Consider the following 25,558-nt stretch of genomic DNA (forward strand, 5'->3'; position numbering starts at 1 on the left):
TATGCGTTTTTACAGATTTTGCAAACGGGAAGGCAAATATGTCAACAATTCTTGAAGGCACTCCAAAAAAGCAAATGATGCTTGTAACGGGTAGAGCGTATCCGCAACTTGCGGAAGAAACCGCCAACTACCTTGGAATAGACGTGCTGGAAACAACTGCCTACGATTTTGCAAACGGAGAAATGTATGTGCGCTTTACGCAGCCAGTTCGAGGCGCAGACGTTTTTGTTTTGCAAGCGCACACAGATCCAATCAACAATTGGATTATGGAGCAGCTGCTTATGGTGGATTCTTTAAGGCGAGCATCCGCTAGAAGCATAAACGTTGTTGCGCCTTTCTTTGGGTATTCGCGTCAAGACAAAAAGCATCAAGGCCGCGAGCCGATTACAGCGCGACTTATGTTTGACTTGTTCCGATCTGCTGGAGCTACTCGTATTTTGACTGTAGACATGCATGCTGCTCAAGAGCAGGGATTCTTCGACGGTCCTGTGGATCACTTGACTGCTATGCCAGTTTTGATTGACTACGTTCGCAACACTATGAGCCTAGAAAACACTACGATTGTTTCTCCAGACGCAGGGCGAATCAAGGTTTCGGAGCAATGGGCTGCAAAGCTTGGCGGATTGCCATTAGCGTTTATTCACAAAACGCGCGATATAACAAGGCCAAATCACGCGGAAGCGCATGGAATTATTGGAGATATTCAAGGCCGCGATTGCATTGTTGTAGACGATATGATTGATACTGCTGGCACGATTTGCGAAGCTGTGCGCACACTTAAAGGCGCTGGTGCAAAATCCGTTACTTTGGTTGCAACTCATGCGCTGCTATCTGGCCCTGCAGTAGAGCGACTTAAGAGTTGCGGCGCGCGTGAAATCATTTTAACGGATACAGTTCCTGTTTCCGAAGAAAAGCGCTTAGAAAATATGACGGTTCTTTCGATTGCGCCTCTTTTGGCTGCTGGAATTAGGTCTGTGTTTAGGTCCGGATCGCTTGTTTCGCTTAGAAACGCGCTTCCAGAAGACATGAAGCATAGAAATATTTACGCTCATTAGTGTGGTTGATTAGCTGCGCGGCGGTGAGTCGCAAGCATGATGTAGACTTAGTAGGTTGTTCGTAAAATTAAATATGCAAAAATATTGCGTGAGAATTTGCGTAATAATGCGTAATAAGTTTGATTTACGAACGATTTTGCAAACACACTCCTGCTGTGGAAAGCCCGCAGCCGAATAGTCCGAAGGAGGTGGGTGATGTCTGCACATAAGTATGAACTGATGTTCATTGCCGATCCAGAGCTTGACGAGCGCGGTCTTAAGAAGTTGACCGAGCAGTATCTTGAGCTTGTCACCAAAGAGGGCGGTTCCGTTGATGGTACCGACTATTGGGGTCGCCGTAAGCTTGCTTACGAGATTGATGGCAAGAACGAAGGTAACTACGTTGTAGTGAATTACACTGCCGAGCCAGCTCTTAGCGACGAGCTTGACCGTGTTTTGAACCTTAACGAATCTGTAGTCCGCACGAAGATTCTTCGCAAGGACGCAAAGTAAAGCGAAATAAAGCAAAGTAAAGTCAAGATTTGAAAATAGTCAAAATTATTTTAGATATGCTCTAAATTGTTCCAAGTCTTAATAGAAAAGAGGCTACGATGGCTGGAGAAACTGTTATAACGGTGATTGGTAATTTGGCTAAAGAGCCAGAGACTGCTACCAGTTCCAATGGTAGTGTTAGAACGTCTTTCACGATTGTTTCTAATTCCTCTACTTTTGACAGAAGAACAAACAGCTACGTTAACGGCACGCCATTATCGCTTAGATGCGTTGCATGGGGTGACTTAGCTGAGCATTGCGCGCAAACGCTTACAAAGGGAATGCGCGTTATTGTTCAAGGTAGGTTGCGTGCAAACAACTACGTTGATAAAAACAGCAACGAAAAACGATACAGCATTGATTTGATGATTGATGAGATTGGGCCATCCTTGCGTTTTGCAACCGCTCAGGTTAATCGTTTGAGCTCGAAGGGCGGTTTTGCTGGGAACAATGGCGGATTCAATCAGGGCGCTGGTGCTGGAGCTGGTATGAATGCTGGTGGATACACTGGCGGTTATGCTGGCGGCGCGAATTATGCGAATAGTGCGGCTGTTGGTGCTGGTATGAATGCGCAAAATGGCGCTAATCAGGGCGTAAACGTTGAAGATCCGTGGAGTGCTTCTGCTCCATCAAACGGCGGATTTGCAACGTTTGGAGCTAGCTCCGATTTTGGTGGATCAGACGAAGAGCCAGAGTTCTAGTTTTTCTAGTTTTACTGGTTTACTAGTTTTATGCGCGCGCTAATGGCGTCTAGTCGCCGCTGCTTTAGGGCAGATAGTTTAGCGAATATGACTTATTGCTTGTAAAACTAATGCTGGTAAAAATCTAAATACGACTTTACAATTAAAAACATCAGTTTAGCGTATAAACAAAAACAAAAGTTTAACGCATTTAAGAGAGGACATCCTATGTCACGTAAGAGGCCGCAACCACCGGTCAAGCCTTTTAAGAAGAAGCCAAATCCTTTGAAGGCTGCCAAGATTACTGAAATTGATTACAAGGACGTTGCTTTGTTGCGTAAGTTCGTTTCGGACCGCGGCAAGATTCGTTCCCGTCGTATTACTGGTGTAACCGTACAGGAACAGCGCAAGATCGCGAAGGCCGTTAAGAACGCTCGCGAGATGGCTTTGCTCCCATACGCCACCACTGGTCGCTGATTGAGAGGATAAGAACATGGCAGAAACCAAGGTTATTCTCACCAAGACCGTTGCAAACTTGGGTCACTCGGGTGACGTTATTACTGTTAAGGCTGGTTACGCACGTAACTACTTGATTCCACAGGGCTTGGCCTTTGCGTGGAATAAGGGCGCTGCTTCCCAGATTGAAGCGATGCGTCGCGCTCGCTTGGCTAAGGCTGTGGCCACTCGCGAAGAGGCCGTTGCAGCTAAGGCCGCAATCGAAGGCACTGTTGTAGAAATCGCTGCTAAGGTGAGCGAGTCTGGCAAGCTCTTCGGTGGTATTTCCGCCGATAAGATTGCTGCTGCTTTGGCACCAAAGGCCGCCGTTGAAGCACGCGCTATTAGCGTTGCTGCAATCAAGACCACTGGCGAATTCCCAGCAACTGTGGCTCTTCACCCAGAAATCAGCGCTTCCTTTACTGTTAAGGTTGTAGCTGAGTAGTTAAACGTGTTCCAGCTTCCCACGCGGGTTTTGTGAGTTCTTGCAAGTTATTGTGATTTTGCGAGTTTTGCAGGATTTGCGTATTCTTGCAGGATTTCTGCGAAATTTGCGATGGGAGGCAATCCATTTGGATTGATCTTAAGCATTGGCTCTGTGCGAATTGTGGTGAGTTTTACTTGCTGCGACTTGCGCAGAGCTTTTTATTTCCCGTGTTTGTTTCCAAAATTGGCTGAAATGGGAACAAACGTGGGGGAAAAGAAACAAACGTGGGCGCGAACGACGACCTACATCTCCGCTTTTTGTACGTGATTTAGGTCAAATTTGGTACAAAGTGCGGAGTTGTTTTCCGTGTTTTGTTGTTGAACACGCTAATTAGAGAAACAAAATTCGGGAAATGTGAATGTGTTGTGTGTGTATTGCACAAATCGTGGTGTTTAGTCGCTTTAGCTACTAAATTATAAAAGTTGTGCAAATAAGCTTAAACGCGCATCAATTAAGCAATGCCAGCGAGTGAGCCAGATGAGTCGCAAAGGAGGATTAGTGACTGAGTGCAACACTTTAGCGAATCGCCACGTGTCTAATCCGTGCGATTGCAAGAATGCGCACAATAATGAGCATGTGCGTGCGAGCGCGAAAAATCGCATACACAATCGCATTGGCGTTGGGCAGACTTGCGCAAAAGTAATTCTTTTTGGTGAGCATTCGGTTGTTTATGGCTACAGTGCAGTGGCTCTTCCGCTGAAAAATCTTAAGATGCGCGCAACAGTTAGTAGCGCAAACGAAGAAAACGCATCAATTGCAGAAAACGCAGAAAACGTATTAAACACAGGTGCGCAAAAGTCACAAGCAACCGACGAGCTAGTTGCACAAATCGAAAATAATCCTAATAAAAACAGCTTGCAAGAGCTTGCTCAAAGTTACGTAACGCTTAAAGCGTTGAATTTTTGCGGGCCATTAAAAAATGCACCAAAGTGTTTGAACTCCATTAAAACCGCGATTTATAAGGCTTTGCAATTTGCGAATTGGCGCGGCGAAGCGTTACAAGTGGAAACGGCTTGCGATTTTCCGCCAGAGCGAGGATTGGGGTCGTCGGCTGCAGCTGCAGGCGCTGTAATTCGCGCGATTCTAGACTATTATGCGATTGAAGCCAGCGAGGATCAGCTTTTTGCGCTTACGCAGGAGGCGGAAAATGTTGCTCATGGAAAGGCATCGGGATTAGACGCTAAGGCTACTGCTTCGGCGCGCGCGGTGCGATTTTTGTGCGGCGAATTTAGCAACATAAATATACGATTGCACGCGTGTCTTGTTTTGGCTGATTCGGGATGCAAGGGTCAAACGCGCGATACGGTTGAAGAATTGCGCAAAAAGCGCGATTTGAATCCGCATGCGGTTGATGCGATGCTAGAGCAGCTTGGGAAAATTGCTATTAGCGCGCAAGAGGATTTAGAGCTTGGGCAGCCGCTGGAAATTGGGCTTAAGATGAGCCGCGCGCACAAGATTCTTGCGCAATTAGGCGTGAGCACGCCACTTTTAGACGAGTTGGTTAGTGCTGCGTGCAAAAGTGGTGCTTTGGGAGCAAAGCTAACTGGTGGAGGCGGTGGCGGATGCGTTATCGCGCTTGCGCAAAGTTACGAGGATGCGCTTAAAGTGGCGCTGGCTTTAGAGCGTGCAGGTGCTGCCAAAACGTGGATTGTGGAAATCGGCAGTTAGAAAGGTTATAGAAAGGTTATTGTGGAAAACGTTGAAATTGAGCCAAAAATAGCGTTTGACGAGTCGATGCAAACGCATTGCGCAATCGCGGAAGCAAACGCAAATATTGCGCTAATCAAGTATTGGGGAAAGCGCGACGAGCAGCTTATTTTGCCGTATTCTTCCTCGCTATCTTTGACTTTAGGCGGATTTTCCACTAAAACTAGCGTGCATTTTGACGATTTTCTAAAAGAAGACTCCGTTTGTTTAAACAACACAGAGCTTAGTGGCGATTTATTGCAAAGCGAAGAGCGTGCGCGAATCGTAAGAATGCTAGACATGGTGCGGAAAATGGCTGGAATCGAAAGCCATGCGCGAGTCGTAAGCAAAAACACGTTTCCAACGGCCGCAGGTCTTGCGTCTAGCGCCTCGGGTTTTGCGGCGCTGGCTGCGGCGTCAGCGTATGCGTCTGGTCTTAGGTTAAACGCGCGCGAACTTTCGATTTTATCGCGCAAAGGGTCGGGGTCGGCATGCAGGTCGATTTATGGCGGATTGGTGTTGTGGAACGCGGGCGTGAGTAGCGAAACAAGTTATGCGGAGCCAATTGAATCGCCAAAAGATTTGAATCTTGCAATGGTGGCTGTTGTTTTGAATACAAGCAAAAAGAAGATTTCGAGCCGCAATGCAATGCGGCAAACGGTTGAAACATCGCCGCTTTATAAAAGTTGGATTGAAAGTTGTAAAGATGACATTGCAACGGCTTTGCAAGCGATTAAAAACTGTGATTTAGAGGCTTTGGGCGAGGTTTCGGAGCGAAACGCTTTAGGAATGCATGCTGCAATGCGCGCGGCCAATCCTAGCGTTGACTACCTTAGCGAAGAATCGCACGCCGTGCTTAGAGTTGTGCATCAAATGCGCGGCGAGGGGTGGCCTGTTTGGGCTACAATGGACGCAGGTCCAAATGTTAAGGTTTTAACTAACGCGGAGCATGCTTTGCGCGTTAAAAATGAGTTGAGTTTGCGCGTGTTGAGTGAGATTAAGAGTTTGCGCGAGTCGCAGAAATCGGCGGATTTGGCGGAATCTGTTGAATCAACGGAATCTGTGGAATCGGCGGAGTCGTCGCAATCCAATCCGCAGTGTGTTATTGCGCGCCCAGGCGATGCGGTTAGCGTAACGGCGTACGGAGAAAATCATGACTAAGTTTCAAGCGGAAGCACCTGGAAAGCTTTATATAGCAGGCGAATACGCTGTTGTAGATGGAAGAGCTGCAATCGTAACAGCAGTGAATCGTTATGTAAAAGTTACGGTTGATGCGGCTGGAGCTTGTGATTTTCTTGAAAATGGTGCATGTAGTAGGAATTTTTACGGAAAAATTACGTGTGAGGATAAAAATTTTGAGCCGTTGTATTGGAAGTTTGGCGGCGCGCGTTTTGGCAATAACAAGGAATTTATTTTAGATAAAAATGATGGATGCGGATGCGATTCGCGCTCGGTTGCTTGCGACTTGCCAGCGGAAAAATCGCCAGCAACCAACGATTTGCTAGAACAAACTAATGTAGAAAAAATTAAAAAATACTACGCGTATGTGATTTCCGCAATGAACGTTGTAGATGAATATGCGCGCGAGGTGGGCGCGTTGGGTGCGGCGGAAGCACTGGGCAACACGCGCGAGTATAACGTACACATTGAAAGCGATTTAGACGATAAAAAAACGGGCAAAAAATACGGGCTTGGATCTTCGGCTGCAGTAACGGTGGCTGCTGTGCGCGCGCTGTGTGAATGGTACGGATTGGCGCTTGCAACGCCAGAACTGTGCAAATTAGCCATAATTGCGTCTTCGCTAGTAAAAAAGTCGGGAAGTGGCGGAGACGTGGCAGCCAGCGCATACGGCGGATGGGTATTGTACCGCGCGTACAATCGCGAATGGCTTAAAGCAGAAGTAGAAATGATTGAAAGCGGAGACTCCAGCTTGTGCGAGTTGATGCAAAGAAAATGGCCGCGATTTGAAGTAAAACGATTAAAAGTGGGCGGCGGCTTGCGACTTTTAGTTGGGTGGACGGGTAGCCCTGCAAGTAGCGCGGAGCTTGTTGGAAGCGTGAAGGCTGGCGTTAAAGCTGGCGCGAATGCTGGCGCAGCAACTAGTGATTTAACCGCGCGCAATCCTACTAAAACTTACGCTAAAACCTACGAAGATTTTTGCGCGCAAAGCGAAAAATGCGTGCAAAAAATCGCAAATGCGCTAGAAAATGGTGATTTTAACGCGTTGTTAAGCGGATTCGCGCAAAATCGTGCGTTACTAAAAGATCTTGGCGAAATCACGGGAACGCTAATCGAAACGCCAAAACTTACGCGACTAATAGAAGCAGCAAATTGCGCAGGATTGCCAGCAAAAACAAGCGGCGCAGGCGGCGGAGATTGCGGAATCGCGATTGCGCGCGCACAAGATTTTGATGCCGTGTTTGCTCGCATTAAAGACGAATGGCAAAAAAGTGGGATTGAGGCGCTTAATCTGAAAGTCGCAGAAATTGATGAAAGTGGCGATTTTTCGCTTATCGAGCAACGCAAAAACGATCACATAAAACTTGCGTGCGAACAATATAAATCGCACGCGGACGCTGGTTTTGAACAAGTGCGATTTATTCCAAATGCGTTGCCGCAATTGGCGCTAAGCGATGTAGATACAAGCGTGCGCGTGTTTGGAGAATCCGAAAAATGGGACGTTCCGCTGTACATTAACGCAATGACGGGCGGCAGCAAGAATGGCGAAAATATAAACGCAATGCTTGCAAAAGTGGCGGAAAAAACTGGTGTAGCAATGGCTTCTGGCTCGCTAAGCGCAGCGCTTAAAAATCCGCGTCTTGCAGAGACTTTTAGCGTGATTCGGCGCTTTAATCCGCGCGGATTTGTGATGGCGAATGTAAGCGCTGGGGCAAGCGTTGAGCAGGCGATTAAAGCTGTGGAAATTTTGCAGGCAAACGCGTTGCAAATCCACCTTAACGCGGCGCAGGAGCTTGTTATGAACGAAGGAGACCGCGATTTTAGCGCGTGGCTTAGCAATATTGAGGCCATTGCGCGCGCGCTTGATTCAATGAAAGTGCCAGTTGTTGTTAAGGAAACTGGATGCGGAATGAGCGCTCGGGATGTGTTGCGCTTGCAAAATGTGGGCGTGCGCGCGGTTGATGTTGGCGGACGCGGCGGCACGAATTTTGTTGCGATTGAAAATGCACGGCGTGGGCGTGGGCGCGGCTACGAGTTTCTTGATTCTTGGGGGCTTACCACTGTTGAATCGTTACTGGATATAGCGCAATGTGATGAGATTTTGCGCGATTCTTGCGATTGTGCGGCTGCTTGCGATAGTGCGCAAATGCAAGTGTTTGCAAGCGGAGGAGTGCGTACGCCGCTTGATGTTGTGCGCGCGCTAAAGCTTGGGGCGAGTGCGGTTGGAGTTGCTGGCGAGTTCTTGCATACGCTAACTTGCGGCGGTACGGACGCGCTTGTTGAGCAGATTGAAGATTGGAAGGCGCAAATTCGCGTAATAATGGCGTTGCTTGGATGCAAGAATATTGCCGCCTTGCGCAAAAATTCGCGCATCTTGATTGATTCCAACTCGTTCTCGCTGTAATGTCTGGTGTGGTGATATACTTGTGTAGTTGTGCGTTCAGGCATGCTTATTTGTTTATGCGATTTAGCGTCGGTTAGTCGCGTTTGGATTTGCATGGATGAGCGACGCAAGACTTGCAAGTCAAAGAAAATAGGAGTCCATTATGGCAGCTCGTTGCGCAGTATGTGGCAAGGGACCGCAGACCGGTTTCAGTGTTTCACATTCGCACATTCGCAATAAGCGCACCTTCCGCCCGAACCTTCAGCCAGTTCGCACCACCATTGATGGCGAAAATGTTCGCCTTCGTGTGTGCGTAAAATGCATTAAGGCAGGCAAGGTTCAGCGTGTTGAAGCGTGAATCGCGTGTTAAATGTAAGGCCCTGAGCAGTGCTCGGGGCTTTTTTGTTCGCTCCGACCTGCCTTTTCGCTTAGAGCGTAGCGCGAAAAGGCAATTCGGAGCGCTGAGCCGCTTAGAGCAGAAGCACTGCTTCTGCGCGGCGAAGACGTTCGCGCGCTTAGACCGCGCGAACGACGACCTATCTTTTCGCTTAAATCGTAGCGCAACGATTATAATCGAAGTATGGCAGCACGCATAACACTTAACACAGCAATATCTTCAATCGTAAGCAACAAGCGCCGCGTGTCTGCATTAAAATCGCTAGGTGTAGTCACAGTAAAAGACGCGCTAACGTACTACCCGTTTAGAGTCACAAATCCGCTAAAACGCGCGCATTTAAGCCAAATTTTGCCAGGTCAAGAAGTGGCGTTTTGTGCGATTATACAGTCCATAAACTTAGTGCAAATGAATGCCCGAAGAGGGTATCGCCTAGATGTAAACGTTGCGCAAGATGCGTCGCGCGCTCAAATCGTCTATTTTTCAAAAAGCAAGCAATACGCTCAATGGGTTAGCAGCCGCATGAGCGTTGGTCAAACCGTTGTTGTGGGCGGCACGAGCGGCGCGTTTAATGGCGTTTTGCAATTTACGCATCCGCAAGTTATAAGCGTTTTAGCGGCGTGTAGTGATGATGAGAAGTCTAGCAACGATAGCAATGAGAGCAACGATGACAAGTCTAGCGCGTCTGGCGATTTTGTTGCACAAAGTGTTGAAGAAGCGTTTGAAAAGTTATGCGCTCCTCGGCCGATTTATCACGCAAATTCGCGTATTTCTAGCGACCATATTCACGAGACGATTTTAGGATTATTGCAACTTTGTAAGAGTTATTGTAGTGGCGATTTTGCGCCTGAATCCCTGCCTGAATCCTTGTCTGGATCCCTGCCAGACATTCTTCCGCAATCCGTAATCGCAAGTAAAAATCTTATGCACCGTGCGGATGCGTTTGAATCAATCCACAATCCGCAAAGCAAAGAGGATTTTGCGTGTGCAATTAACACAATGCGTTTTGAAGAGGCGTTTATATCTCAAATTGCTGTTTTGCAATCGCGCGAGAATTCGCGTCTAGGCTCTGCTTATAAATGCAACAATGGCGCTTTAAGGCAGCAGTTTGAAGAAAGTTTGCCATTTGCGTTGACGGAAGGTCAAAAAAACGTTATTAGCGAGATTACTGAAGATATGCAAGGCGCGCAGGGCGAATCGCAAGCAGCCGCAGAATCCCCATTAAAACCAATGCGTCGTCTTTTGCAAGGAGAAGTCGGCTCTGGAAAGACGGTTGTTGCAATGAGCGCAATGCTTCAAGCTGTTGGTTCGGGCCATCAAGCGGTTCTTGTTGCGCCAACTCAAGTGCTGGCTCATCAACACGCCGAAAATTTGCGCAAAATGATTGCGCGCGCGCATATAAACGTTGAAATTACGCTTGTGACGGGCGGGATGAAGCTGGCGGATCGAAGAAGTGCTTTGGCAAAAGTAGCAAGCGGCGAGCCAGCGATTATAGTGGCCACTCATGCCGCATTTTCCGCCAGTTTTAAGCCCACAAACCTTGCGCTTGCGATTATCGACGAGCAACACAGATTTGGCGTTGAGCAGCGCGATTCGCTTATACGAAAAATGAGCAATAATGCGGATGTTCATCTTCTTGTTATGACTGCTACGCCGATCCCTAGGAGCGCTGCAATGACTTGGTTTGGTGATTTAGACGCGTCTTATTTAACGGAGCTTCCAGGCGGCCGCAAGCCGATTCGCACCTTTGTTATAAACGAGCTGGACTTTGCAAAAATGGCCGCTATGTTTAGTCACATTCGCTCCAGAATTGACGCAGGGGAGCGCGCGTACATTGTTTGTGCGCGAATCGACGATGATGATAATGGCGATAATGGCGATAATCGCGATTGCGCGGTTGCTGGCGATTTTGGCGCATACGCATCTAATCCACTAAACGATTCGCAAGTTAACTCGCAAGTTCACACAGTATCGCAAATTTTAACCCGCCTTAAAAACCTAGCTCAATTTAGTGGCGTCAATTTTGCTGAGCTTACAGGCCGCACAAGCGACGACGAGAAGCGCAAAATTATGAGCGACTTTGAAAGCGGAAAAGTGCAAATCTTGGTTTCTACAACCGTAATCGAAGTTGGCGTAGACGTTGCAAAAGCAAGTTGCATAGTGATTTTTAACGCAGAGCGATTCGGCCTTGCGCAGCTTCATCAGCTTAGAGGCAGAGTCGGGCGCTCTGGCACGCAATCATGGGCTTTTTTGGTATCTGCAGCTCAAGACAACGAGTTGGCAGCAGAGCGTTTGCAAGTTGTAGAAGAGTCGTTAGATGGCTTTGTAATCGCGCAAAAAGACTTGGAGCTTAGAAACGCTGGAGACGTTTTAGGAGACAGTCAGTCTGGCGGAAAATCAAGCTTAAAGCTGCTTCGAGTTGTTAAAGACGCGCATATTATTGCAGACGCAAGGCAATGCGCAACCTCGATTCTTGCAATCGACCCGACTTTGCAAAATCACACGCAACTCGCTGGAGCTGTTTTAGACTTTACTCGTGGAAGTAGCACTGCGATTTTGAGCAATTAGAAGAAAATCGAGAAGAAAATCGCACAATTTTTTACAATTTACGTGCGAAAAAGACAATTTTTGAATATTCTAGAGATATAAGGTAAAAACGCGAGAGACGAGGCAAAGATGACTGAACGCGAACAACAAATATTGTCGTGGATTCAGCAGAATCCTATGATTAGTCAGCAAGAGCTTGCAGATTTAGCTGGCATTACGCGATCGGGCGTGGCCGCGCACATTTCTAATTTGATTCGCAAGGGATACCTTAGAGGCAAAGGTTACATTGTTACGCCACCAAGCTACGTGACTGTAATCGGCGGAATAAGCATGGATGTTTTGGGAATCGCGTGCGGAGATCTTATGGACTACACGTCGAACGCTGCAAAAGTGCGCTACGCGCTTGGCGGAGTTGGGCGAAATATCGCAGTTGCTTTAGAGAGGATGAACACGCGCGCAAGTCTGGTCTCTGTGTACGGAGGCGACCATAATGGCGAACTGTTCAAAATCGATGCATCCGTAAATGGACTAGATATAGGCTACTCAAAGCAGCTTCCAGACGCAATGACAGCGTCTTACATGTACGTTGGAGACGCTTCTGGTCAAAGGCTTTTGGCGCTAGATGACATGAGCATCTACGATTACATGACGCCAGACTTTTTGCGTGAAAGAATATCAATCATAGAAAACGCAGATATTGTTGCGCTCGACACCAATATTTCACAAAAGTCGTTTGAATGGGTGTGCGATAACTACAAGAAGCCGATTATGGTTCGTGCAATAACGGATGCAAAAGCGCCGAGAATACTTTCGCGCTTAAATTGCATTGATACTCTTGTTTTAGACACTGCAGAATCGCAAGCGCTTACTGGAATTTGCGCTGTAGACGAAAGGTCTGCCATTCAATGCGCAAAGGCTCTGCTTAAGCGTGGAGTAAAGCGCGTGTTTGTTAATTCTGGGCGAGAAGGCGTTGCGTATGGAATTCTTGGGGAAGGCATTGCGTTTTATCCTGTGCCTTTGCGGCGCGTTCAAAGGATGATTGTTTCTAGAGGAAACGGATCCGAAGGCGCTAAGGCTGTTGGCAACGACAACGGTTCTAGTGATACTGCGACTGCAGCTTTGATTTACGCGCGATACAACCACTTTGACAATTCTAAGACTGGGCGATTTGCGGTTGCTGCTGCTGCGCTTAACATGGAGTCTGTTGAAGCGGTGCACGAGGCGATGACGCCAGAGCTTGTTGAGGAGCGTATGCAAAGCATTCATGAGCGCGCGTGAATCGACTTGCATGAGCGCTTAAAGCGTAGCGCGCGAATGCACTTCGATTCGCTGAGCAGCTCAAGGCAGAAGCACTGCTTCTGCGCTGCGAAAACGCGAGCGCGCTGTAACGCGCGAGCGATTACCTGCCTTGTAGTGTGTTTGTATATGATTTACGGCGTGTCGCTATACAATCGCACTACAAAGTCGGTAGGATTTTTGTTTTGATATAAAAAAGACCGCAGCTAAAAAAACTGCGGTCTTAGTTTATTCTGTTATTCTCTAGTGATTGATTAGCAAATCACTCGCAATCTTCTGGCTTAGGGATTAAGAACGAGCATGCAAACGCTAGAGCAAGCAGCACGATTCCAGCAATCATCGAAGCAACGTAGCCAGTGGTCGCTCCAGCGTTCTGCGCAAAATTGGTCATAACAGCGTAAAGAATCGCAAAGCTCAATCCTGCTCCAAGGTTAAACGCGCCAGCATTCATGCCAGGCAAATATCCAGGATTATCCTTAGGCGAAAGCACAATTCCAAGGCCGTTAAGCATAATGTTTGCAACACCTGCGTAGCTAATTCCAAGCCACAAGGAAAGCACTACGAGTCCCCAAACAGAAGGCATCTCGGAAACGTACATTCCAAATACAACGCCAAGAACGCTTACAAGGATTCCAGCGCGCAAAACGAGTCGGTATCCAAACTTTGCAGAAAGCATGCCAGCAACAGGGCCAAACACAAAGCCAATGATTGCGTATGGTGTAAGAGTTGCAAAGCTCACAACACTTGCGCTCATTGCAGCTCCAGACTTAGCATCTTGTGCAAGCTGTGGAACAACGCCATTCATGATTGCAAAAACGCCCGTCATTGTAAGAAGCGTGCAAGAAAGCAAGCCCCAAGTTCGGCGCTGGCTCATGTATTTTGTGGAAACAAGCGGAGCGGAGTTTTTGCCCTCTACGTTCCAGAAGATTACAAAGAAAACGATTGCAAGAACTACAAGAACTGCAACAAGCGTCAAGTTGGCGCTAGCAAGTTTGCCGATTTCGTTAATCGCAAGATATGCAGCCAAGAACGCGATTCCAAGCGTTACAACGCCAACCCAATCCATCTTAGGAGTGTCTTGAGCGTGCGACTCTTCAGTTTGGAATATAACCAAAAGAACTGCAATCACGCCGATTATAGCCATAGTCCAAAACACGGATCTAAAGCCAAAGTTGCCTGCGAGCCAGCCGCCTGCAAGTGCGTCCACGCCTGCAATTCCGCCGTTTACAGACGTTAAAATTGCCATCAACTTTGCGTAACGCTTTTCTTCGCTAACGCGCACGCGCAGCATAATCAAGCACATTGGCACAACTGGACCGCTTGCGCCTTGAAGAATTCGGCCAATCATAAGAACCGTAACATTTGGTGCAATGGCGCTAATAACGCATCCTAAAATGGTTGAAACCAGAATGCCTGTAAGTACTTTTTTGCGACCAACAAGGTCTGCTAAGCGAGGTAGGAATAGCGAAAACAGCGCTGCTGCAGTAAAGAACACGGTTTGTGTTAGCGCGATTTGCGTATCTGTTGTTTTAAGCTCGTGCGTCATAGTGGCGAGTGCTGGGGATAGCATGGATGCGTTTAGCTGGAACGCAAAAATGGCCACTAGAAGTGCGGTCATAAGTGCTACGATTGAGCGCCCGCCCTTGTCTAACATGTGTGGAGCTGGAGATGAAACCTCAGTCATAATAACTCCTATATATTTGTTTGGTTATTAGGGATCTTCTCTTGTTAGGGATTTTCTCTATTATCTTTTATTTATTTGTTTGATGTCTATTGTTTGACTTATTTGACTTATTTGATTCCATCGATTCGCTTTAGAGCGTCGATAATCAAATCCCAGAACTTGTTAAAGTCAAGCTTAGTGGCCACTTGCGTATGGCATTCGCTGGCTGATGGCTCTGGTCCGCGCAAATCTGCAACCGTCATTCCAAGTGTTAAATCGCCTTTAATTTCAACGTCTAGAGGGCATCTGCGAGTTTGTACAACACTGTGGTCAATCAAGTATGCAACCGTGCATGGATCGTGTACAGGTGGGTCAATAAAATCTTGATTATTTTGATACGCCTTACGGAAGAAGTCCATCAAGCCGCTTGCAAAGGCAGAAAGAGGCGTGCCGATTGCGTCGATTTTAGCCTGCACTTGCGGCGTGCAAAGTGCTTGGTGCGTTAAATCAAGGCCAACCATTGTAATAGGCCAATCTTCATTAAACACAACGTGAGCGGCTTCTGGATCTACCTTAATGTTAAATTCTGCAACTGCGCTCCAATTGCCAACGTGGTAGCCGCCGCCCATAAGCACAACTTCCTTAACGCGGCTAACGATTCGCGGCTCCATTCGCGCAGCCATTGCAATGTTTGTAAGTGGGCCAGTTGGAACAAGTGTAATCGTGCCTGGCTCGCTGTTCATAATCGTGTTGATAATCCAGTTTACTGCGTGGCCTTCGTCTAATGGGCGAGTTGGCTTTGGAAGCGTTACTCCGTCTAGGCCAGTTTCGCCATGAATGGATGCAGCCACTTCTAGCGGGCGAATCATTGGGCGATCGCATCCTGCGTGAACTGGAATGTTTGTTGCGTGAGCCATTTCTAGCGTTGCTCGCGCGTTGTACGTAACTTTTTCGAGGCTTTGATTACCGCCGACTGTTGTTACGCCAATCAAATCAATGTTTGGGTTGCCAAGCGCTAGAAGAATTGCCATCGCGTCGTCGTGGCCAGGGTCGCAATCTAAAATGATTGAAGTCATTGCTGCTCCTTAGTTGTTTAGTTATATGTCAGTTGTATTTGGGATTTAGATATTTTATGCTTAGGCTTTTTAGCAAACTTCATTGTTTAGCGTAGTTTGGGATAAATCGCCAGAAACCAGTGCTAAGCAACATTTGTTGATGTTAATAAACAAATGACCAATACAATTTTAACAAGTATAAAATTTGACACAAGTAAAAAAGATACATAAGTCAAAATAAATTAAAATGATATGCTTAAAATATGCACGTAATTGCAGGAAGATTTAAGGGCACGCCATTATGCGCCGCAAAGTCATGCACAAGACCAACAACAGACCGCACAAAAGAGGCGATTTTTTCTAGACTCGACTCGTGGGGAGTGTGCGGGGGAGCGCGCGTACTCGACTTATTCGCAGGCACTGCAGCTCTAGGTATTGAGGCGATTTCTAGAGGCGCCAAAGAGCTTGTGTGCGTGGAGGCGAATGCAGCTGCGGCAGCGTTAATTGCAAAAACCGTTAAAGTGCTAGAAAACCAAAGCGCGTGGAGTGAAGATTTAAGCGCGCGCGTAAATAAAAAGCGCGCGGAGCAATTTGTGCAAGACTACAGCGGCGAGGCTTTCGATTTGGTGTTTGTGGATCCGCCGTATGCGTTGGAGACTGCGCAAGTTGAGCTTTTGATTGAAAACATGGTTAAAAACGGCGTTGTAAGTGATGCGGCAGATACGCTGATTGTTTTGGAGCGTAGCGCGCGCAGTGTTGCGCCTAAGATTTGCGCTGGGTGGGAGATTTTCGACACGCGAAACTATGGCGAAACTGCCGTAATGTTTATTCAAACTACAAATCGATGACTTTTATTTGCGTTTATAGAGTAGCCAAACTAGGTAGAGATTCGAGATTTTTCGCAGCGAAAGAGGTGTATCGCTCGCGCGTTACAGCGCGCTCACGTCTTCGCTTGCGTTGAAAGCACACTGTGCTTTCAACTTTGAGCAAGCTCAGCGAATCGAAGTGCATTCGCGCGCTACGCTTTAAGCGCTCATGCAAGTCGATTCGCAGTGCCGAAGGTGGTGACTCGCCGAGAGAGCAAGAAAAATCGAGAATCTCAGGCGACTAGCGATACGCAAAAGTTTTAGCATGTAAGAGGGCTGGGTGATTCTTGGTCGAACAGTATAAGAGCGGCAGCCGATACCAAATAGTCCAATGACTCACCCTACAAACAAACTTAAACCAAAAACAAAACAAAAAGCCGAATCGGAACAACCGCAACAACAGACTACACGTAATAGGCGGAGCGTTGTGAGACAAGAAACACCCAGCCCTCCTACACACCAAACAAGGAAATGCGCTAGCGATAGCTAGATTTATAGGCGCTTCGGCGAATCGCCAGAAACCTCCCACCCAAGGCTAATCAGCGTTTTTCTATCTTGCTTACTAAGCGACTTGCAATCAAGTTTTTCAATCAAATCTGGTCTAATTTGACTTGTGCGCTCCAACGCATCATCTCTACGGAATCGATCCACTTTAGCGTGGTCTCCCGAAGTGAGAATCGCAGGCACGCTAAGGCCGCGCCAAGTTGTTGGTCGCGTGTACTGGTGATGCTCAAGAATCGCGTCCGCGCCCGTATACGACTCTTCCACAATCGACTCGGGATTTCCCATAAAGCCTGGAATCAAGCGCGTAATGGCCTCTACCATAACGCTAACAGCCACTTCGCCTCCATTAAGAACGTAGTCGCCAATTGAATATTCGCGCACATCTAAGCCGCGCGATTTGTAGTATTCTGGGATTCGCGCGTCGTAGCCTTCGTAGCGGCCGCATCCAAACACAAGTCGCTTTGCGTTTGCTAATTGCGTTGCGTCTTTTTGCGAAAACAGTGGTGCAGAAGGATTTGGGAATATTAGAATTGTGCCGTTATCGCCATTGTCGCCATTGTCGCCACTAAAAAGCAGCTCATCAAGGCACTCCGACCACACTTCGGGCTTCATCACCATTCCAGCGCCGCCCCCAACTGGCGTATCGTCAACAGATTGATGAACGTCGTGTGTCCATCTTCTAAGATTGTACGCGTTAATTTTAAGCAAGCCATTATCTTGCGCTTTGCCGAGCAAGCTTAAATCAAGCATGCGAAAATATTCTGGAAATACGGAGATTATGTCGATTTGCATTTTTATAAGCCTTAAGCTTAAGTCTTTAGCTAAAGCCCAGGGATTAAGCCGCCTGGAGGGTCTAAAGTTAAATATTCGTCTTTAAGATTTACTTCGGGAACAAGCGCTTGAACAAAAGGAACTAGCGCAATTTTATCATCGCCAACTGGCTCCAAAAGGCGGATTTTAAGCAGCGACTGCGCGCCGTCCACAACGTCTACGACTTTGCCGATTTCGCGAGGAGCAACACCAAGTGAATTATTCTTACAAATGCGCGCGCTAAGGCCTACTAAATCCTTAATATACCAGGCGTTTTCTTGCTCTAACTCTTCCGCGCTTTGAGCCTTAGTGTAAAGCTCCAAGCCGTTTAATGCCTCTGCGTCGTTACGATTTAGGCTCTGTTCAAAAAGCAGAATCCAGCGGTTTTTGAAAGTGCGAGAGGCTTCGATTGTAAACTTGCGCTCGCCGTCTTGCGTGTAAAGCACATTGCCTGGTTCAAAGCGATTATAAGGTTCGTCGGTAAAGATTTGAACCGTGACTTCGCCTTTTAATCCTTGCGCTTTTCCAATACGACAAACCCTCAGTAGGGTGTTTGAACCTTGCTGAGGGTTGTCAAAAAGTTGGTTTTTAGCCACGTTCAATCTCACTTACGTACGTCCATAATGTCTACGCGCACATTGCGACGGCTTAGAGCCTGAACAACAATACGAATAGCATTAGCGGTACGACCGTTTCTTCCAATAACGCGACCGATGTCTTCTGGATTTACGCGCACGCGCAAAAGTTCGCCGCGAGCGTTTGAATGAGAACGCACGGATACGTCATCTGGAAAATCCACAATGTTCTTAATGAGATGTTCCACAGCTTGAGCCAGCATAATTACTCAGCCTTTTCCTCGGCTTCAGCATCTGCTGCTGGAGCTTCTTCGGCTTCGTTCTTAGCGGCTTCTGCAGCAGCCTGAGCCTTTGCAGCGGCTTCGGACTTAGCAGCCTTAAGCTTCTGAGCTTCGGCTTCTACAGCTTCAACGCGAGCTTGAGCATCTGGGCCAGCTTCGCTAGTCTTCAAAGTGCCTTCTGCACCTTCAAGACCCTTGAACTTCTGCCAATCGCCAGTAATCTTTAGCAGCTTCAACACTGGTTCGGTTGGCTGTGCGCCAACGCCAAGCCAGTACTGTGCGCGATCAGACTTAATCTGAATCAAAGATGGCTGCTTGTTTGGATCGTAGATGCCGATCTCTTCGATGGACTTGCCGTTGCGCTTGTTGCGCGAATCAGAAATCACAACGCGATAGAAGGCGTAGAACTTCTTGCCCAATCTCTTAAGACGAATCTTGGTTGCCAAAATGGCTCTCCTTATAACTAGAGTCGTAGAATTTCGCTCGGGTGTGGGGCACTCCTTGCGAGTTCCACTGTTCCTCGCGTGGTCGATAAGAGGGCTTCGATTCACGCGAATAACTTTTCTATTATGACTGATTGCGTGGACTATTCGCTCCGACCTGCCTTCGCGCTTAGAGCGTAGTGCGTGAACGATATTTCCTATTTCCTATTTGGTGTTGTAGGAGGGCTGGGTGTTTCTACGCTCGCGCGTTACAGCGCGCTCACGCCTTCGCCGCGCAGAAGCAGTGCTTCTGCTCTAAGCGGCTCAGCGAATCGAGGTGACTTCTCGCGCGCTATGCAGCTCGAAGTCGTCGATTCGCCGCGAAAAATCTCGAATCTCTACCTTGCTTGGCGGAGTAATGTACGCAAAGAACGTTGTTATTCGCGTGAATAAGCGCTTTGACTGAGCTTGAAATTGCATAACGCATTTCAAGCTCCTTCAAAGCGTGATTTGGCTCAAGCATAAAGTCCAGTGGACTTTATGTGCCAAATCAGCCGAGCGGCTACTAATAGCCGTGAGGAATAGAGCTAGAGGAGGATTGAAACGCAAACGATTAGCGCAAAGTGGTCGCTGCCGTCCACGCGAATCGTGCTTTGCTCTGTGGCTTTAGCGATGCATCCGCTTGATTTTACTAACACATGGTCAAGCGCAAGATTCGGCCATTTTTGCCACGTTGGCCAAGTCTTTAGTCGCTTGCCGATTTGCATTGATGCGTCGAAAAAGCCTGATTTTAGTAGCGTTCTAAAGCTTGGGTGGTCTGGAGTAGAGTTTAAGTCTCCGCCGATTATTGTGACTTTTTTGCATCCGCTTTTATTATGATTTTCGCCGATTTTTGCAAGCGACATTATTCCGCTGCACCAAGCCGCGCATCCGCGCATAGGCGATTTTGGATGCGCTGAGGCGAATGTTATTAGAATATTTTCCGCGGAAGAATCGCAAGCCTCCGCCGTAACAATTGGCACGTTTGCTGCATCAATCTTAATCGACTTACCAAAAGATTTAACATTGCTTAGTCGCGTATAAATCGCGTTAAAGCCGCCATTTTCGTGGTCGTTCGCGTTGCCCAATTGCACATGCGCAAAATCACGCTTAATGCCAAGTTTTTCAAGGTTTTTTACAAGTTTTTTGCTTACTTCTTGCAAAAGAATCGTATCTATTTTATGCGTTTTTGCGATCTTTATTATTTGACTTGCGTTTGCGTGGCCATATCTGCAATTAAGCGTCATAACGCGGATTTCTAGTGATTTTTCCTGCGATCTTGTCTGCGATTTTTCCTGTTTTATTCGCATCAATCGTTTTGCAAAATAGGGCGAATACGATTTCAAAGAGATTACGAACAACACAAAATATGCAATACACAAAAATACGTAAGATTTATAAAATTCATTTTGCGAGCGTGTTGCAACTGCAGCCACAGCGCTGGCGATTAGCCCAAGCGCCGCACAGAACGGCGCAATTGGAAGCAGCGCAATAACATAGGGCAGTGGTTTTAGCCCGTCTGCTCCAGCTGGCAGCCACCTAAGCAACTGCCAAGCTAGAAGCAAAACAAGCGCAACAAGTAAAATCGCAAGTAAAATCGAGTAAATCATCTACTGATTATCTGTTATTGGCTTATTTGCCAAAAAGACCTGCGAGTCCGCCGCCCAAGTTTGGCGGCAAATCAGGCATTCCGCCAGCAAAATCACCTTCGCCGCTCATAAGGTTTTGAAGATTTTCTGGCAGATTATTAGGCAAATCCTGCTTCTTCTTCATAAAAGCAGATTCGCCATTCGCGTCATCGCCATTATTCGAATTATTTGCATAAGAATTTCCAGACAAGCGGTCTCTTAGCGCGCGCTCCTCAGCCTCGCGGCGCATAGGATTACCAGACTTTCCGCCCTTCTTCTTGCTCTTTTTGTCTTTGCGCTTCGACTTTCCTGCGCCGCCGCCAAATCCAGGAATTCCGCCCATTCCAGGCATTCCTGCGCCGCCGCCATTGCTCATGCGCTTCATCATCTTAGCTGCCTGCTCAAAGCGTTGCAAAAGCGCGTTCACTGCGGAAACCGAAACGCCCGCGCCAGCTGCGATTCGCGCGCGCCTAGAACCATCGATAATCTTTGTATCTTTGCGCTCTTTAGGCGTCATCGAACGAATAATCGCCTCTGTGCGGTCTATCTCGCGGTCGTCAAACTGCTCAAGCTCCTGTCTGTGCGCCGCCATTCCAGGCATCATTCCAAGAATCTTCTTCATAGAACCAAGCTTTTTAACCTGTTGAAGCTGATCCAAAAAGTCGTCTAGTCCAAAAGTTCCTTCGGAAATCTTAGCCGCCGCTTTTCGAGACTCTTCCTCGTCGAACTGCTTTTGTGCATTCTCAATAAGCGTTAGAATATCGCCCATATCTAGGATTCTGGAGGCCATTCTATCTGGATGGAAAATCTCAAAATCCTTCAAACCTTCGCCAGTAGAAGCGAACAAAATCGGCTTGCCTGTAACGCTTGCAACAGATAGCGCAGCGCCGCCTCTCGCATCGCCATCTAACTTAGAAAGCACAACGCCTGTAAAGTCAACGCCCTCGTTAAACGCTTGAGCCGTGCGAACAGCATCCTGACCAATCATGGCGTCTATAACAAACAGAATTTCTTGCGGATTAACAGCATCGCGAATTTCTCGCGCTTGATGCATAAGAGCATCGTCCACGCCAAGGCGACCAGCGGTATCAATAATAACCGTGTCGTACATTTTTGCGCGCGCGTAGTCAATGGAATCTCGCGCAACTTTAACAGGATCCCCAGTGGCTAAACCAGCCGAAACAACTTCGCCGCCGCCATCACTTTGCACGCCTCGCTCTGGCGCAAAAATCGCCACGCCTGCGCGCTCGGCAACAACCTCAAGCTGAGTAACGGCGTTAGGGCGCTGTAAATCCGCCGCAACAAGTAAAGGCGTATGTCCCGAATCTTTAAGCCAGTAGCCCAATTTTCCTGCAAGCGTTGTTTTACCAGCGCCTTGCAAACCAGCAAGCATGATTACGGTTGGGGGGTATTTTGCAAAATTCAGCGGACGCTCAACGCCTGCGCCCAAAACGTTTGTAAGCTCGTCGTTTACAATTCGCACAACCTGTTGAGCAGGATTTAGCGCGCTAGAAACCTCTTCGCCTAGTGCGCGCTCGCGGATTTTAGCGGTAAAAGATCGCACAACGTCTAGAGCCACGTCTGCGTCTAAAAGTGCGCGGCGGATTTCGCGAATCGTGCCGTCTATGTCGGAATCGGATAATTTGCCTTTTCTGCGCAAGTGCTTGAATGCGCCAGAAAGTCTTTCTGTTAACGAACTAAATGCTGCCATAATTGCTCTATTCTACAGGTTGTTTGGAATGTTTTGTTATATTGTTTTTGCTTAAGACAAATGCCACGATGACCCTTGTGCGGAATCTTCGATTACAACTCCAGCGGCAGTTAAAGAGTCGCGAATCGCGTCTGCGCGTGCAAAATCCTTAGCGGCGCGCGCAATCGCCCTTTGTTCCAGCTGATTTGTAATCAAAGATTCAAGAGCCTTGTGTTCTGCGCTTGCGCCATTATCTGCGTCTTCTCCTAAATCTTGCGATTTTTGCGCGTTACTGCGCCATTGTGGAGAGTAAGGGTCTAATCCAAGCGTGTCTAGCATTGCACGAACTTGCAAAACACAAGTCTTAAGAAGGTTTTTAATACTATCGTTTTGACTGTTATCTTGACTTTGCGCATAGTCGTCCAAAAGCGCGTTGCCAGAGCGAATCGCAGTAAAAATCGCGGCCAGCGCGCCCGAAACGTTAATATCGTCGTTCATAGCTTTAGTAAAATCTTCTGGAAGATTATCTGCATCAACGCCCTGAACTTCCGCATAATCTGGCTGATTTTCGATTACGCGGCAAGCGCGCTCGAGGAAGTTAGATATGCGATCATAAGCAGATTGTGCCTCGTTCAAAGATTGATCCGACCACTCCAGCATTGCGCGATATTGCACGCCGCCTAGTGCGTATCGCACAACCCACGCGGATTTTTGAGCCAAAACAGATGGAACCGAAAGGCCGTTTCCAAGGGATTTGCTCATTTTCTCGCCCTTAGATGTAACCCAAGCGGAATGCATCCACACGTTTGCACTCTTCCATCCGGCAGCGAGTGTTTGTGCCATCTCATTCTCGTGGTGTGGGAAGCGCAAGTCTAGTCCGCCGCCGTGAATGTCGAAGGAATCGCCAAGATAGCGGTGACTCATCGCCGAGCATTCAATGTGCCATCCTGGTCGGCCTGCTCCAAACGGCGTATTCCAGCGCGCGTCTTTTTGGTCAAAATCGCAAGGTGCTTTCCAAAGCGCAAAATCGCGAGCATCGTGCTTATCTGGGCTTGCGTCGGCAGGGTCAATCGGATTGTATTTGTCGGCCTTGCTGGATTTGTCGTCGCTATTGCTGCCATCTGAATTGCCATTTTGATGCGTAAGCGCGCCATAATCTTGCCAACTTGGAACACTAAAATACACGTTTCCAGTAGGATTGCCATTCGTGTCTGTTATTGCGTAAGCGTGGCCGCGATCAATCAAGCGCTGTATAAGCTCCACCATGTCGTTGATGTGACCAGTCGCGCGCGGCTCCACAGTTGGCGGCATAACGCCAAGCGTATCGTAAGCTTTAGTGAATTCGCGCTCGTAAATGTACGCGCGCTGCCACCATGTTTGGCCATTTTCACTAGCTTTTTTGATGATTTTATCGTCTATATCTGTAACGTTTCTAACAAAAGTAACACTGTAGCCAAGGCGTAAAAGCCATCTGCGAACAATGTCGAAGGCGATTGCTGCGCGAATATGGCCTATGTGCGGCGAGCTTTGCACAGTTGCACCACACACGTACATTCCAACATGACCAGGAGTAACGGTTGTAAACTCGCTAGTGTTGTGCGTTGCTGTGTTATATAAGCGCAATCGCGCGGCTGCGGACGTAAGAGTTCTGTTCGTATTTTCAAGCATAATCTCAATTATATGTTTAGCTAATAACTCCGCGCTAACGTCTTCGTCGCGCAAAATGCGTAGATAGGCATAGGACTATGATTGCAAGCAGATAGAAAATGCAAGCGCAGCTACGGAAAAATGGCCATTAACCGCCCGCCGAATGCACGCCACTAAAATCGCAAGAAAGGATTGAAAATGATTGATTCTTTTGATTTCGCAAAGTCTGAAGTAAAGTCTGACGTAAAATCCTACGCAAACTCTTCCGTACTCATGACCGATATGTACGAGTACACAATGCTAGACGCAGCGCTAAAAGACGGCACAGCAGACCGCAAATGCGTTTTTGAGATTTTTACGAGGCATCTTCCGCAAGGCCGACGCTACGGAGTGGTAGCAGGCACAGGCAGAATCCTAGAGGAGCTAGCGCGATTCCACTTTAGTGACGAGGATTTGCGATTTTTGCAAGACCGCAAAATCGTAAGCAAAGACACCATTAAATGGCTAGAAAACTACCATTTTAGCGGCAAAATTCGCGGTTACAGGGAAGGTGAAATGTTCTTCCCAGATTCGCCAATTTTGCAAGTTGAAGGCACTTTCGGCGAATGCACATTGCTAGAAACACTGCTGCTTTCCGTGCTTAACTACGATTGCGCAGTGGCGAGCGCCGCCGCACGCATGGTTTCCGCATCTGCTGGAAGGCCGTGCATGGATATGGGCGGCAGGCGCACAAACGAGTGGTCGGCAGTGGCTGCCTCTCGCGCGGCGGTAATCGGCGGTTTTAAGGGCACTGCAAACTTGCTCGCGGCAAAGCTTTACGGTCTTAAGGCGATTGGAACGGCCGCGCATTGCTTTACTCTTGTGCACGACCGCGAGCGCGATGCTTTTGAATCGCAAATTGCCGCGCTTGGCAAGGGAACAACGCTGTTAGTAGATACGTACAACGTGGAAGAGGCTGTTAAAACCGCCGTTCAGGTTGCTGGCGCGAATCTTGGCGGCGTTCGCATTGATTCGGGAGATTTGTGTGTTATGGCTCGTCGCGTGCGCGCGCAGCTCGATGCGTTAGGCGCTAAAAACACTAAAATCACAGTTACTAACGATTTGGACGAGTACGCTCTTGCGTCTTTGCAAAACGCGCCAGTCGATTCCTACGGCATTGGCACAATGCTTGTTACAGGTTCGGGCGCGCCTACTTGCGCAATGGTTTATAAGCTTACGGAGCGCCAGGGCGCGGATGGCGTTATGCAACCTGTTGCTAAGAAGTCTAAGAATAAGGCTACTGTTCCAGGGCGTAAACTTGCGTATCGTTCCTACGATTTTAGTGGCGGTGCGAATGGTGGCGCTGCTGGCAATGGCGTAGCTGACTGCGAGCGCGTGATTTCTGGATCGGAGAGTGCGCTCGCTGATTTTAAGCCGCAAGATTCTTGGGAAGATTTGCTAGTTGACTACGTGCAAAATGGCGAATTTAATACGGAGTTTATGGGTCATGACGCGATTATGCGCGCACAGGATTATTGCGCCAAAGCGCTTAGCAGACTTCCGATTTCTGCTCAAAGTCTTATGCGCGGCGATCCTGCGATTCCTACAGAAATCAACGTTTTAGGCTAGTTTGAGTTAGCTTAGGCTAGTTTATAAATCAGCTTTA

At 47.8% G+C, this 25,558-nt stretch carries 23 protein-coding genes; 14 read left to right on the top strand and 9 right to left on the bottom strand.

Translation table 11 applies throughout. From position 1 onward, the window contains the following. The first annotated feature begins 38 nt into the window (after window positions 1-38). From NYP65_RS05900 to NYP65_RS05950, 11 genes are all read left to right on the top strand, one after another. Window positions 39-1,055 (top strand): ribose-phosphate diphosphokinase, encoded by a 1,017-nt coding sequence (locus NYP65_RS05900; RefSeq protein ID WP_115761538.1) that lies wholly within the window; start codon window positions 39-41, stop codon window positions 1,053-1,055. A 195-nt stretch (window positions 1,056-1,250) separates the two neighbouring features. Next, a complete protein-coding gene (gene rpsF, locus NYP65_RS05905; RefSeq protein WP_004131822.1) occupies window positions 1,251-1,547 on the top strand; it encodes a 30S ribosomal protein S6 in 297 nt (98 codons plus the stop codon). A 98-nt stretch (window positions 1,548-1,645) separates the two neighbouring features. Further along, complete coding sequence (gene ssb / locus NYP65_RS05910; RefSeq protein ID WP_060785657.1) at window positions 1,646-2,287, top strand: single-stranded DNA-binding protein; 642 nt, start codon at window positions 1,646-1,648, stop codon at window positions 2,285-2,287. 207 nt (window positions 2,288-2,494) lie between these two features. Then, window positions 2,495-2,743: a 30S ribosomal protein S18 gene (rpsR, locus tag NYP65_RS05915; protein WP_004105399.1), complete on the top strand. Its 249-nt coding sequence runs from the start codon at window positions 2,495-2,497 to the stop codon at window positions 2,741-2,743. Between the two features lie 16 nt (window positions 2,744-2,759). Then, window positions 2,760-3,206 (top strand): 50S ribosomal protein L9, encoded by a 447-nt coding sequence (rplI, locus tag NYP65_RS05920; RefSeq protein WP_004112972.1) that lies wholly within the window; start codon window positions 2,760-2,762, stop codon window positions 3,204-3,206. A 540-nt stretch (window positions 3,207-3,746) separates the two neighbouring features. Next, the gene (gene mvk / locus NYP65_RS05925) at window positions 3,747-4,916 is read left to right on the top strand and encodes a mevalonate kinase (protein ID WP_473410750.1); all 1,170 of its coding nucleotides are present in this window, start codon (window positions 3,747-3,749) and stop codon (window positions 4,914-4,916) included. 21 nt (window positions 4,917-4,937) lie between these two features. Next, window positions 4,938-6,095, top strand: a complete 1,158-nt coding sequence (gene mvaD, locus NYP65_RS05930) for a diphosphomevalonate decarboxylase (RefSeq protein WP_473410751.1) — start codon at window positions 4,938-4,940, stop codon at window positions 6,093-6,095. Further along, entirely contained in the window at window positions 6,088-8,517 is a 2,430-nt protein-coding gene (fni, locus tag NYP65_RS05935; RefSeq protein WP_473410752.1) for a type 2 isopentenyl-diphosphate Delta-isomerase, read from the top strand. The genes mvaD and fni overlap by 8 nt, the downstream gene beginning before the upstream one ends. 142 nt (window positions 8,518-8,659) lie before the next feature. Next, window positions 8,660-8,854, top strand: a complete 195-nt coding sequence (gene rpmB, locus NYP65_RS05940) for a 50S ribosomal protein L28 (RefSeq protein ID WP_004105392.1) — start codon at window positions 8,660-8,662, stop codon at window positions 8,852-8,854. A 222-nt stretch (window positions 8,855-9,076) separates the two neighbouring features. After that, the gene (locus NYP65_RS05945; RefSeq protein WP_473410753.1) at window positions 9,077-11,458 is read left to right on the top strand and encodes an ATP-dependent DNA helicase RecG; all 2,382 of its coding nucleotides are present in this window, start codon (window positions 9,077-9,079) and stop codon (window positions 11,456-11,458) included. 108 nt (window positions 11,459-11,566) lie between these two features. Then, window positions 11,567-12,715, top strand: coding sequence for a PfkB family carbohydrate kinase (locus NYP65_RS05950; RefSeq protein ID WP_004131834.1), 1,149 nt, complete (start codon window positions 11,567-11,569; stop codon window positions 12,713-12,715). A gap of 280 nt (window positions 12,716-12,995) precedes the next feature. Here the strand turns inward: NYP65_RS05950 and uriT are convergent, their stop codons facing one another. Together uriT and uriH are read right to left on the bottom strand one after the other, a co-directional pair. Beyond that, on the bottom strand, window positions 12,996-14,417 hold the full coding sequence (uriT, locus tag NYP65_RS05955) for a uridine transporter UriT (protein WP_473410754.1): 1,422 nt from the start codon (window positions 14,415-14,417) through the stop codon (window positions 12,996-12,998). A 107-nt stretch (window positions 14,418-14,524) separates the two neighbouring features. After that, a complete protein-coding gene (uriH, locus tag NYP65_RS05960; protein WP_016635661.1) occupies window positions 14,525-15,472 on the bottom strand; it encodes a uridine-preferring nucleoside hydrolase UriH in 948 nt (315 codons plus the stop codon). Window positions 15,473-15,714: 242 nt separating this feature from the next. Between uriH and rsmD the strand changes: the two genes are divergently transcribed. Further along, complete coding sequence (gene rsmD, locus NYP65_RS05965) at window positions 15,715-16,299, top strand: 16S rRNA (guanine(966)-N(2))-methyltransferase RsmD (RefSeq protein ID WP_353938371.1); 585 nt, start codon at window positions 15,715-15,717, stop codon at window positions 16,297-16,299. 510 nt (window positions 16,300-16,809) lie between these two features. Here the strand turns inward: rsmD and trmD are convergent. Genes trmD through rpsP form a run of 4 tightly spaced genes read right to left on the bottom strand, consistent with a single transcriptional unit; the run spans window position 16,810 to window position 18,933 of the window. After that, entirely contained in the window at window positions 16,810-17,613 is an 804-nt protein-coding gene (gene trmD, locus NYP65_RS05970; RefSeq protein WP_004574709.1) for a tRNA (guanosine(37)-N1)-methyltransferase TrmD, read from the bottom strand. A gap of 29 nt (window positions 17,614-17,642) precedes the next feature. Next, window positions 17,643-18,227 carry a ribosome maturation factor RimM gene (gene rimM / locus NYP65_RS05975; protein WP_004131853.1) on the bottom strand — a complete coding sequence of 195 codons (585 nt, stop codon included), beginning with the start codon at window positions 18,225-18,227 and terminating at the stop codon, window positions 17,643-17,645. Between the two features lie 8 nt (window positions 18,228-18,235). Continuing rightward, the gene (locus tag NYP65_RS05980) at window positions 18,236-18,469 is read right to left on the bottom strand and encodes an RNA-binding protein (RefSeq protein ID WP_004131855.1); all 234 of its coding nucleotides are present in this window, start codon (window positions 18,467-18,469) and stop codon (window positions 18,236-18,238) included. Between the two features lie 2 nt (window positions 18,470-18,471). Further along, window positions 18,472-18,933, bottom strand: a complete 462-nt coding sequence (gene rpsP / locus NYP65_RS05985) for a 30S ribosomal protein S16 (protein ID WP_004113466.1) — start codon at window positions 18,931-18,933, stop codon at window positions 18,472-18,474. 313 nt (window positions 18,934-19,246) lie between these two features. Between rpsP and NYP65_RS05990 the strand changes: the two genes are divergently transcribed. Further along, window positions 19,247-19,375, top strand: a complete 129-nt coding sequence (locus NYP65_RS05990) for a hypothetical protein (RefSeq protein WP_004131857.1) — start codon at window positions 19,247-19,249, stop codon at window positions 19,373-19,375. Window positions 19,376-19,496: 121 nt separating this feature from the next. On the opposite strand, the gene NYP65_RS05995 is transcribed toward NYP65_RS05990, so the two are convergent. The 3 genes from NYP65_RS05995 to cysS are packed head-to-tail and all read right to left on the bottom strand — an operon-like array spanning window position 19,497 to window position 23,934. Beyond that, window positions 19,497-20,558 carry an endonuclease/exonuclease/phosphatase family protein gene (locus tag NYP65_RS05995; protein WP_473410755.1) on the bottom strand — a complete coding sequence of 354 codons (1,062 nt, stop codon included), beginning with the start codon at window positions 20,556-20,558 and terminating at the stop codon, window positions 19,497-19,499. Window positions 20,559-20,580: 22 nt separating this feature from the next. Next, complete coding sequence (ffh, locus tag NYP65_RS06000; protein ID WP_102704727.1) at window positions 20,581-22,287, bottom strand: signal recognition particle protein; 1,707 nt, start codon at window positions 22,285-22,287, stop codon at window positions 20,581-20,583. Window positions 22,288-22,338: 51 nt separating this feature from the next. Then, a complete protein-coding gene (gene cysS, locus NYP65_RS06005) occupies window positions 22,339-23,934 on the bottom strand; it encodes a cysteine--tRNA ligase (RefSeq protein WP_473410756.1) in 1,596 nt (531 codons plus the stop codon). Between the two features lie 177 nt (window positions 23,935-24,111). On the opposite strand from cysS, the gene NYP65_RS06010 reads away from it, so the two are divergent. Then, window positions 24,112-25,521, top strand: a complete 1,410-nt coding sequence (locus NYP65_RS06010) for a nicotinate phosphoribosyltransferase (RefSeq protein WP_473410757.1) — start codon at window positions 24,112-24,114, stop codon at window positions 25,519-25,521. The last annotated feature ends 37 nt before the right edge of the window (window positions 25,522-25,558 follow it).

This window comes from Gardnerella sp. c12Ub_1 (assembly GCF_055804375.1).

What these genes read in the sequence shown, in the direction of transcription:
- NYP65_RS05900 (WP_115761538.1), top strand. Translation starts at nt 39, where the DNA reads ATGTCAACAATTCTTGAAGGCACTCCAAAAAAGCAAATGATGCTTGTA.
- rpsF (WP_004131822.1), top strand. Translation starts at nt 1,251, where the DNA reads ATGTCTGCACATAAGTATGAACTGATGTTCATTGCCGATCCAGAGCTT.
- ssb (WP_060785657.1), top strand. Translation starts at nt 1,646, where the DNA reads ATGGCTGGAGAAACTGTTATAACGGTGATTGGTAATTTGGCTAAAGAG.
- rpsR (WP_004105399.1), top strand. Translation starts at nt 2,495, where the DNA reads ATGTCACGTAAGAGGCCGCAACCACCGGTCAAGCCTTTTAAGAAGAAG.
- rplI (WP_004112972.1), top strand. Translation starts at nt 2,760, where the DNA reads ATGGCAGAAACCAAGGTTATTCTCACCAAGACCGTTGCAAACTTGGGT.
- fni (WP_473410752.1), top strand. Translation starts at nt 6,088, where the DNA reads ATGACTAAGTTTCAAGCGGAAGCACCTGGAAAGCTTTATATAGCAGGC.
- rpmB (WP_004105392.1), top strand. Translation starts at nt 8,660, where the DNA reads ATGGCAGCTCGTTGCGCAGTATGTGGCAAGGGACCGCAGACCGGTTTC.
- NYP65_RS05945 (WP_473410753.1), top strand. Translation starts at nt 9,077, where the DNA reads ATGGCAGCACGCATAACACTTAACACAGCAATATCTTCAATCGTAAGC.
- NYP65_RS05950 (WP_004131834.1), top strand. Translation starts at nt 11,567, where the DNA reads ATGACTGAACGCGAACAACAAATATTGTCGTGGATTCAGCAGAATCCT.
- uriT (WP_473410754.1), bottom strand. Translation starts at nt 14,417, where the DNA reads ATGACTGAGGTTTCATCTCCAGCTCCACACATGTTAGACAAGGGCGGG.
- uriH (WP_016635661.1), bottom strand. Translation starts at nt 15,472, where the DNA reads ATGACTTCAATCATTTTAGATTGCGACCCTGGCCACGACGACGCGATG.
- rsmD (WP_353938371.1), top strand. Translation starts at nt 15,715, where the DNA reads ATGCACGTAATTGCAGGAAGATTTAAGGGCACGCCATTATGCGCCGCA.
- trmD (WP_004574709.1), bottom strand. Translation starts at nt 17,613, where the DNA reads ATGCAAATCGACATAATCTCCGTATTTCCAGAATATTTTCGCATGCTT.
- NYP65_RS05980 (WP_004131855.1), bottom strand. Translation starts at nt 18,469, where the DNA reads ATGCTGGCTCAAGCTGTGGAACATCTCATTAAGAACATTGTGGATTTT.
- NYP65_RS05995 (WP_473410755.1), bottom strand. Translation starts at nt 20,558, where the DNA reads ATGATTTACTCGATTTTACTTGCGATTTTACTTGTTGCGCTTGTTTTG.
- ffh (WP_102704727.1), bottom strand. Translation starts at nt 22,287, where the DNA reads ATGGCAGCATTTAGTTCGTTAACAGAAAGACTTTCTGGCGCATTCAAG.
- cysS (WP_473410756.1), bottom strand. Translation starts at nt 23,934, where the DNA reads ATGCTTGAAAATACGAACAGAACTCTTACGTCCGCAGCCGCGCGATTG.
- NYP65_RS06010 (WP_473410757.1), top strand. Translation starts at nt 24,112, where the DNA reads ATGATTGATTCTTTTGATTTCGCAAAGTCTGAAGTAAAGTCTGACGTA.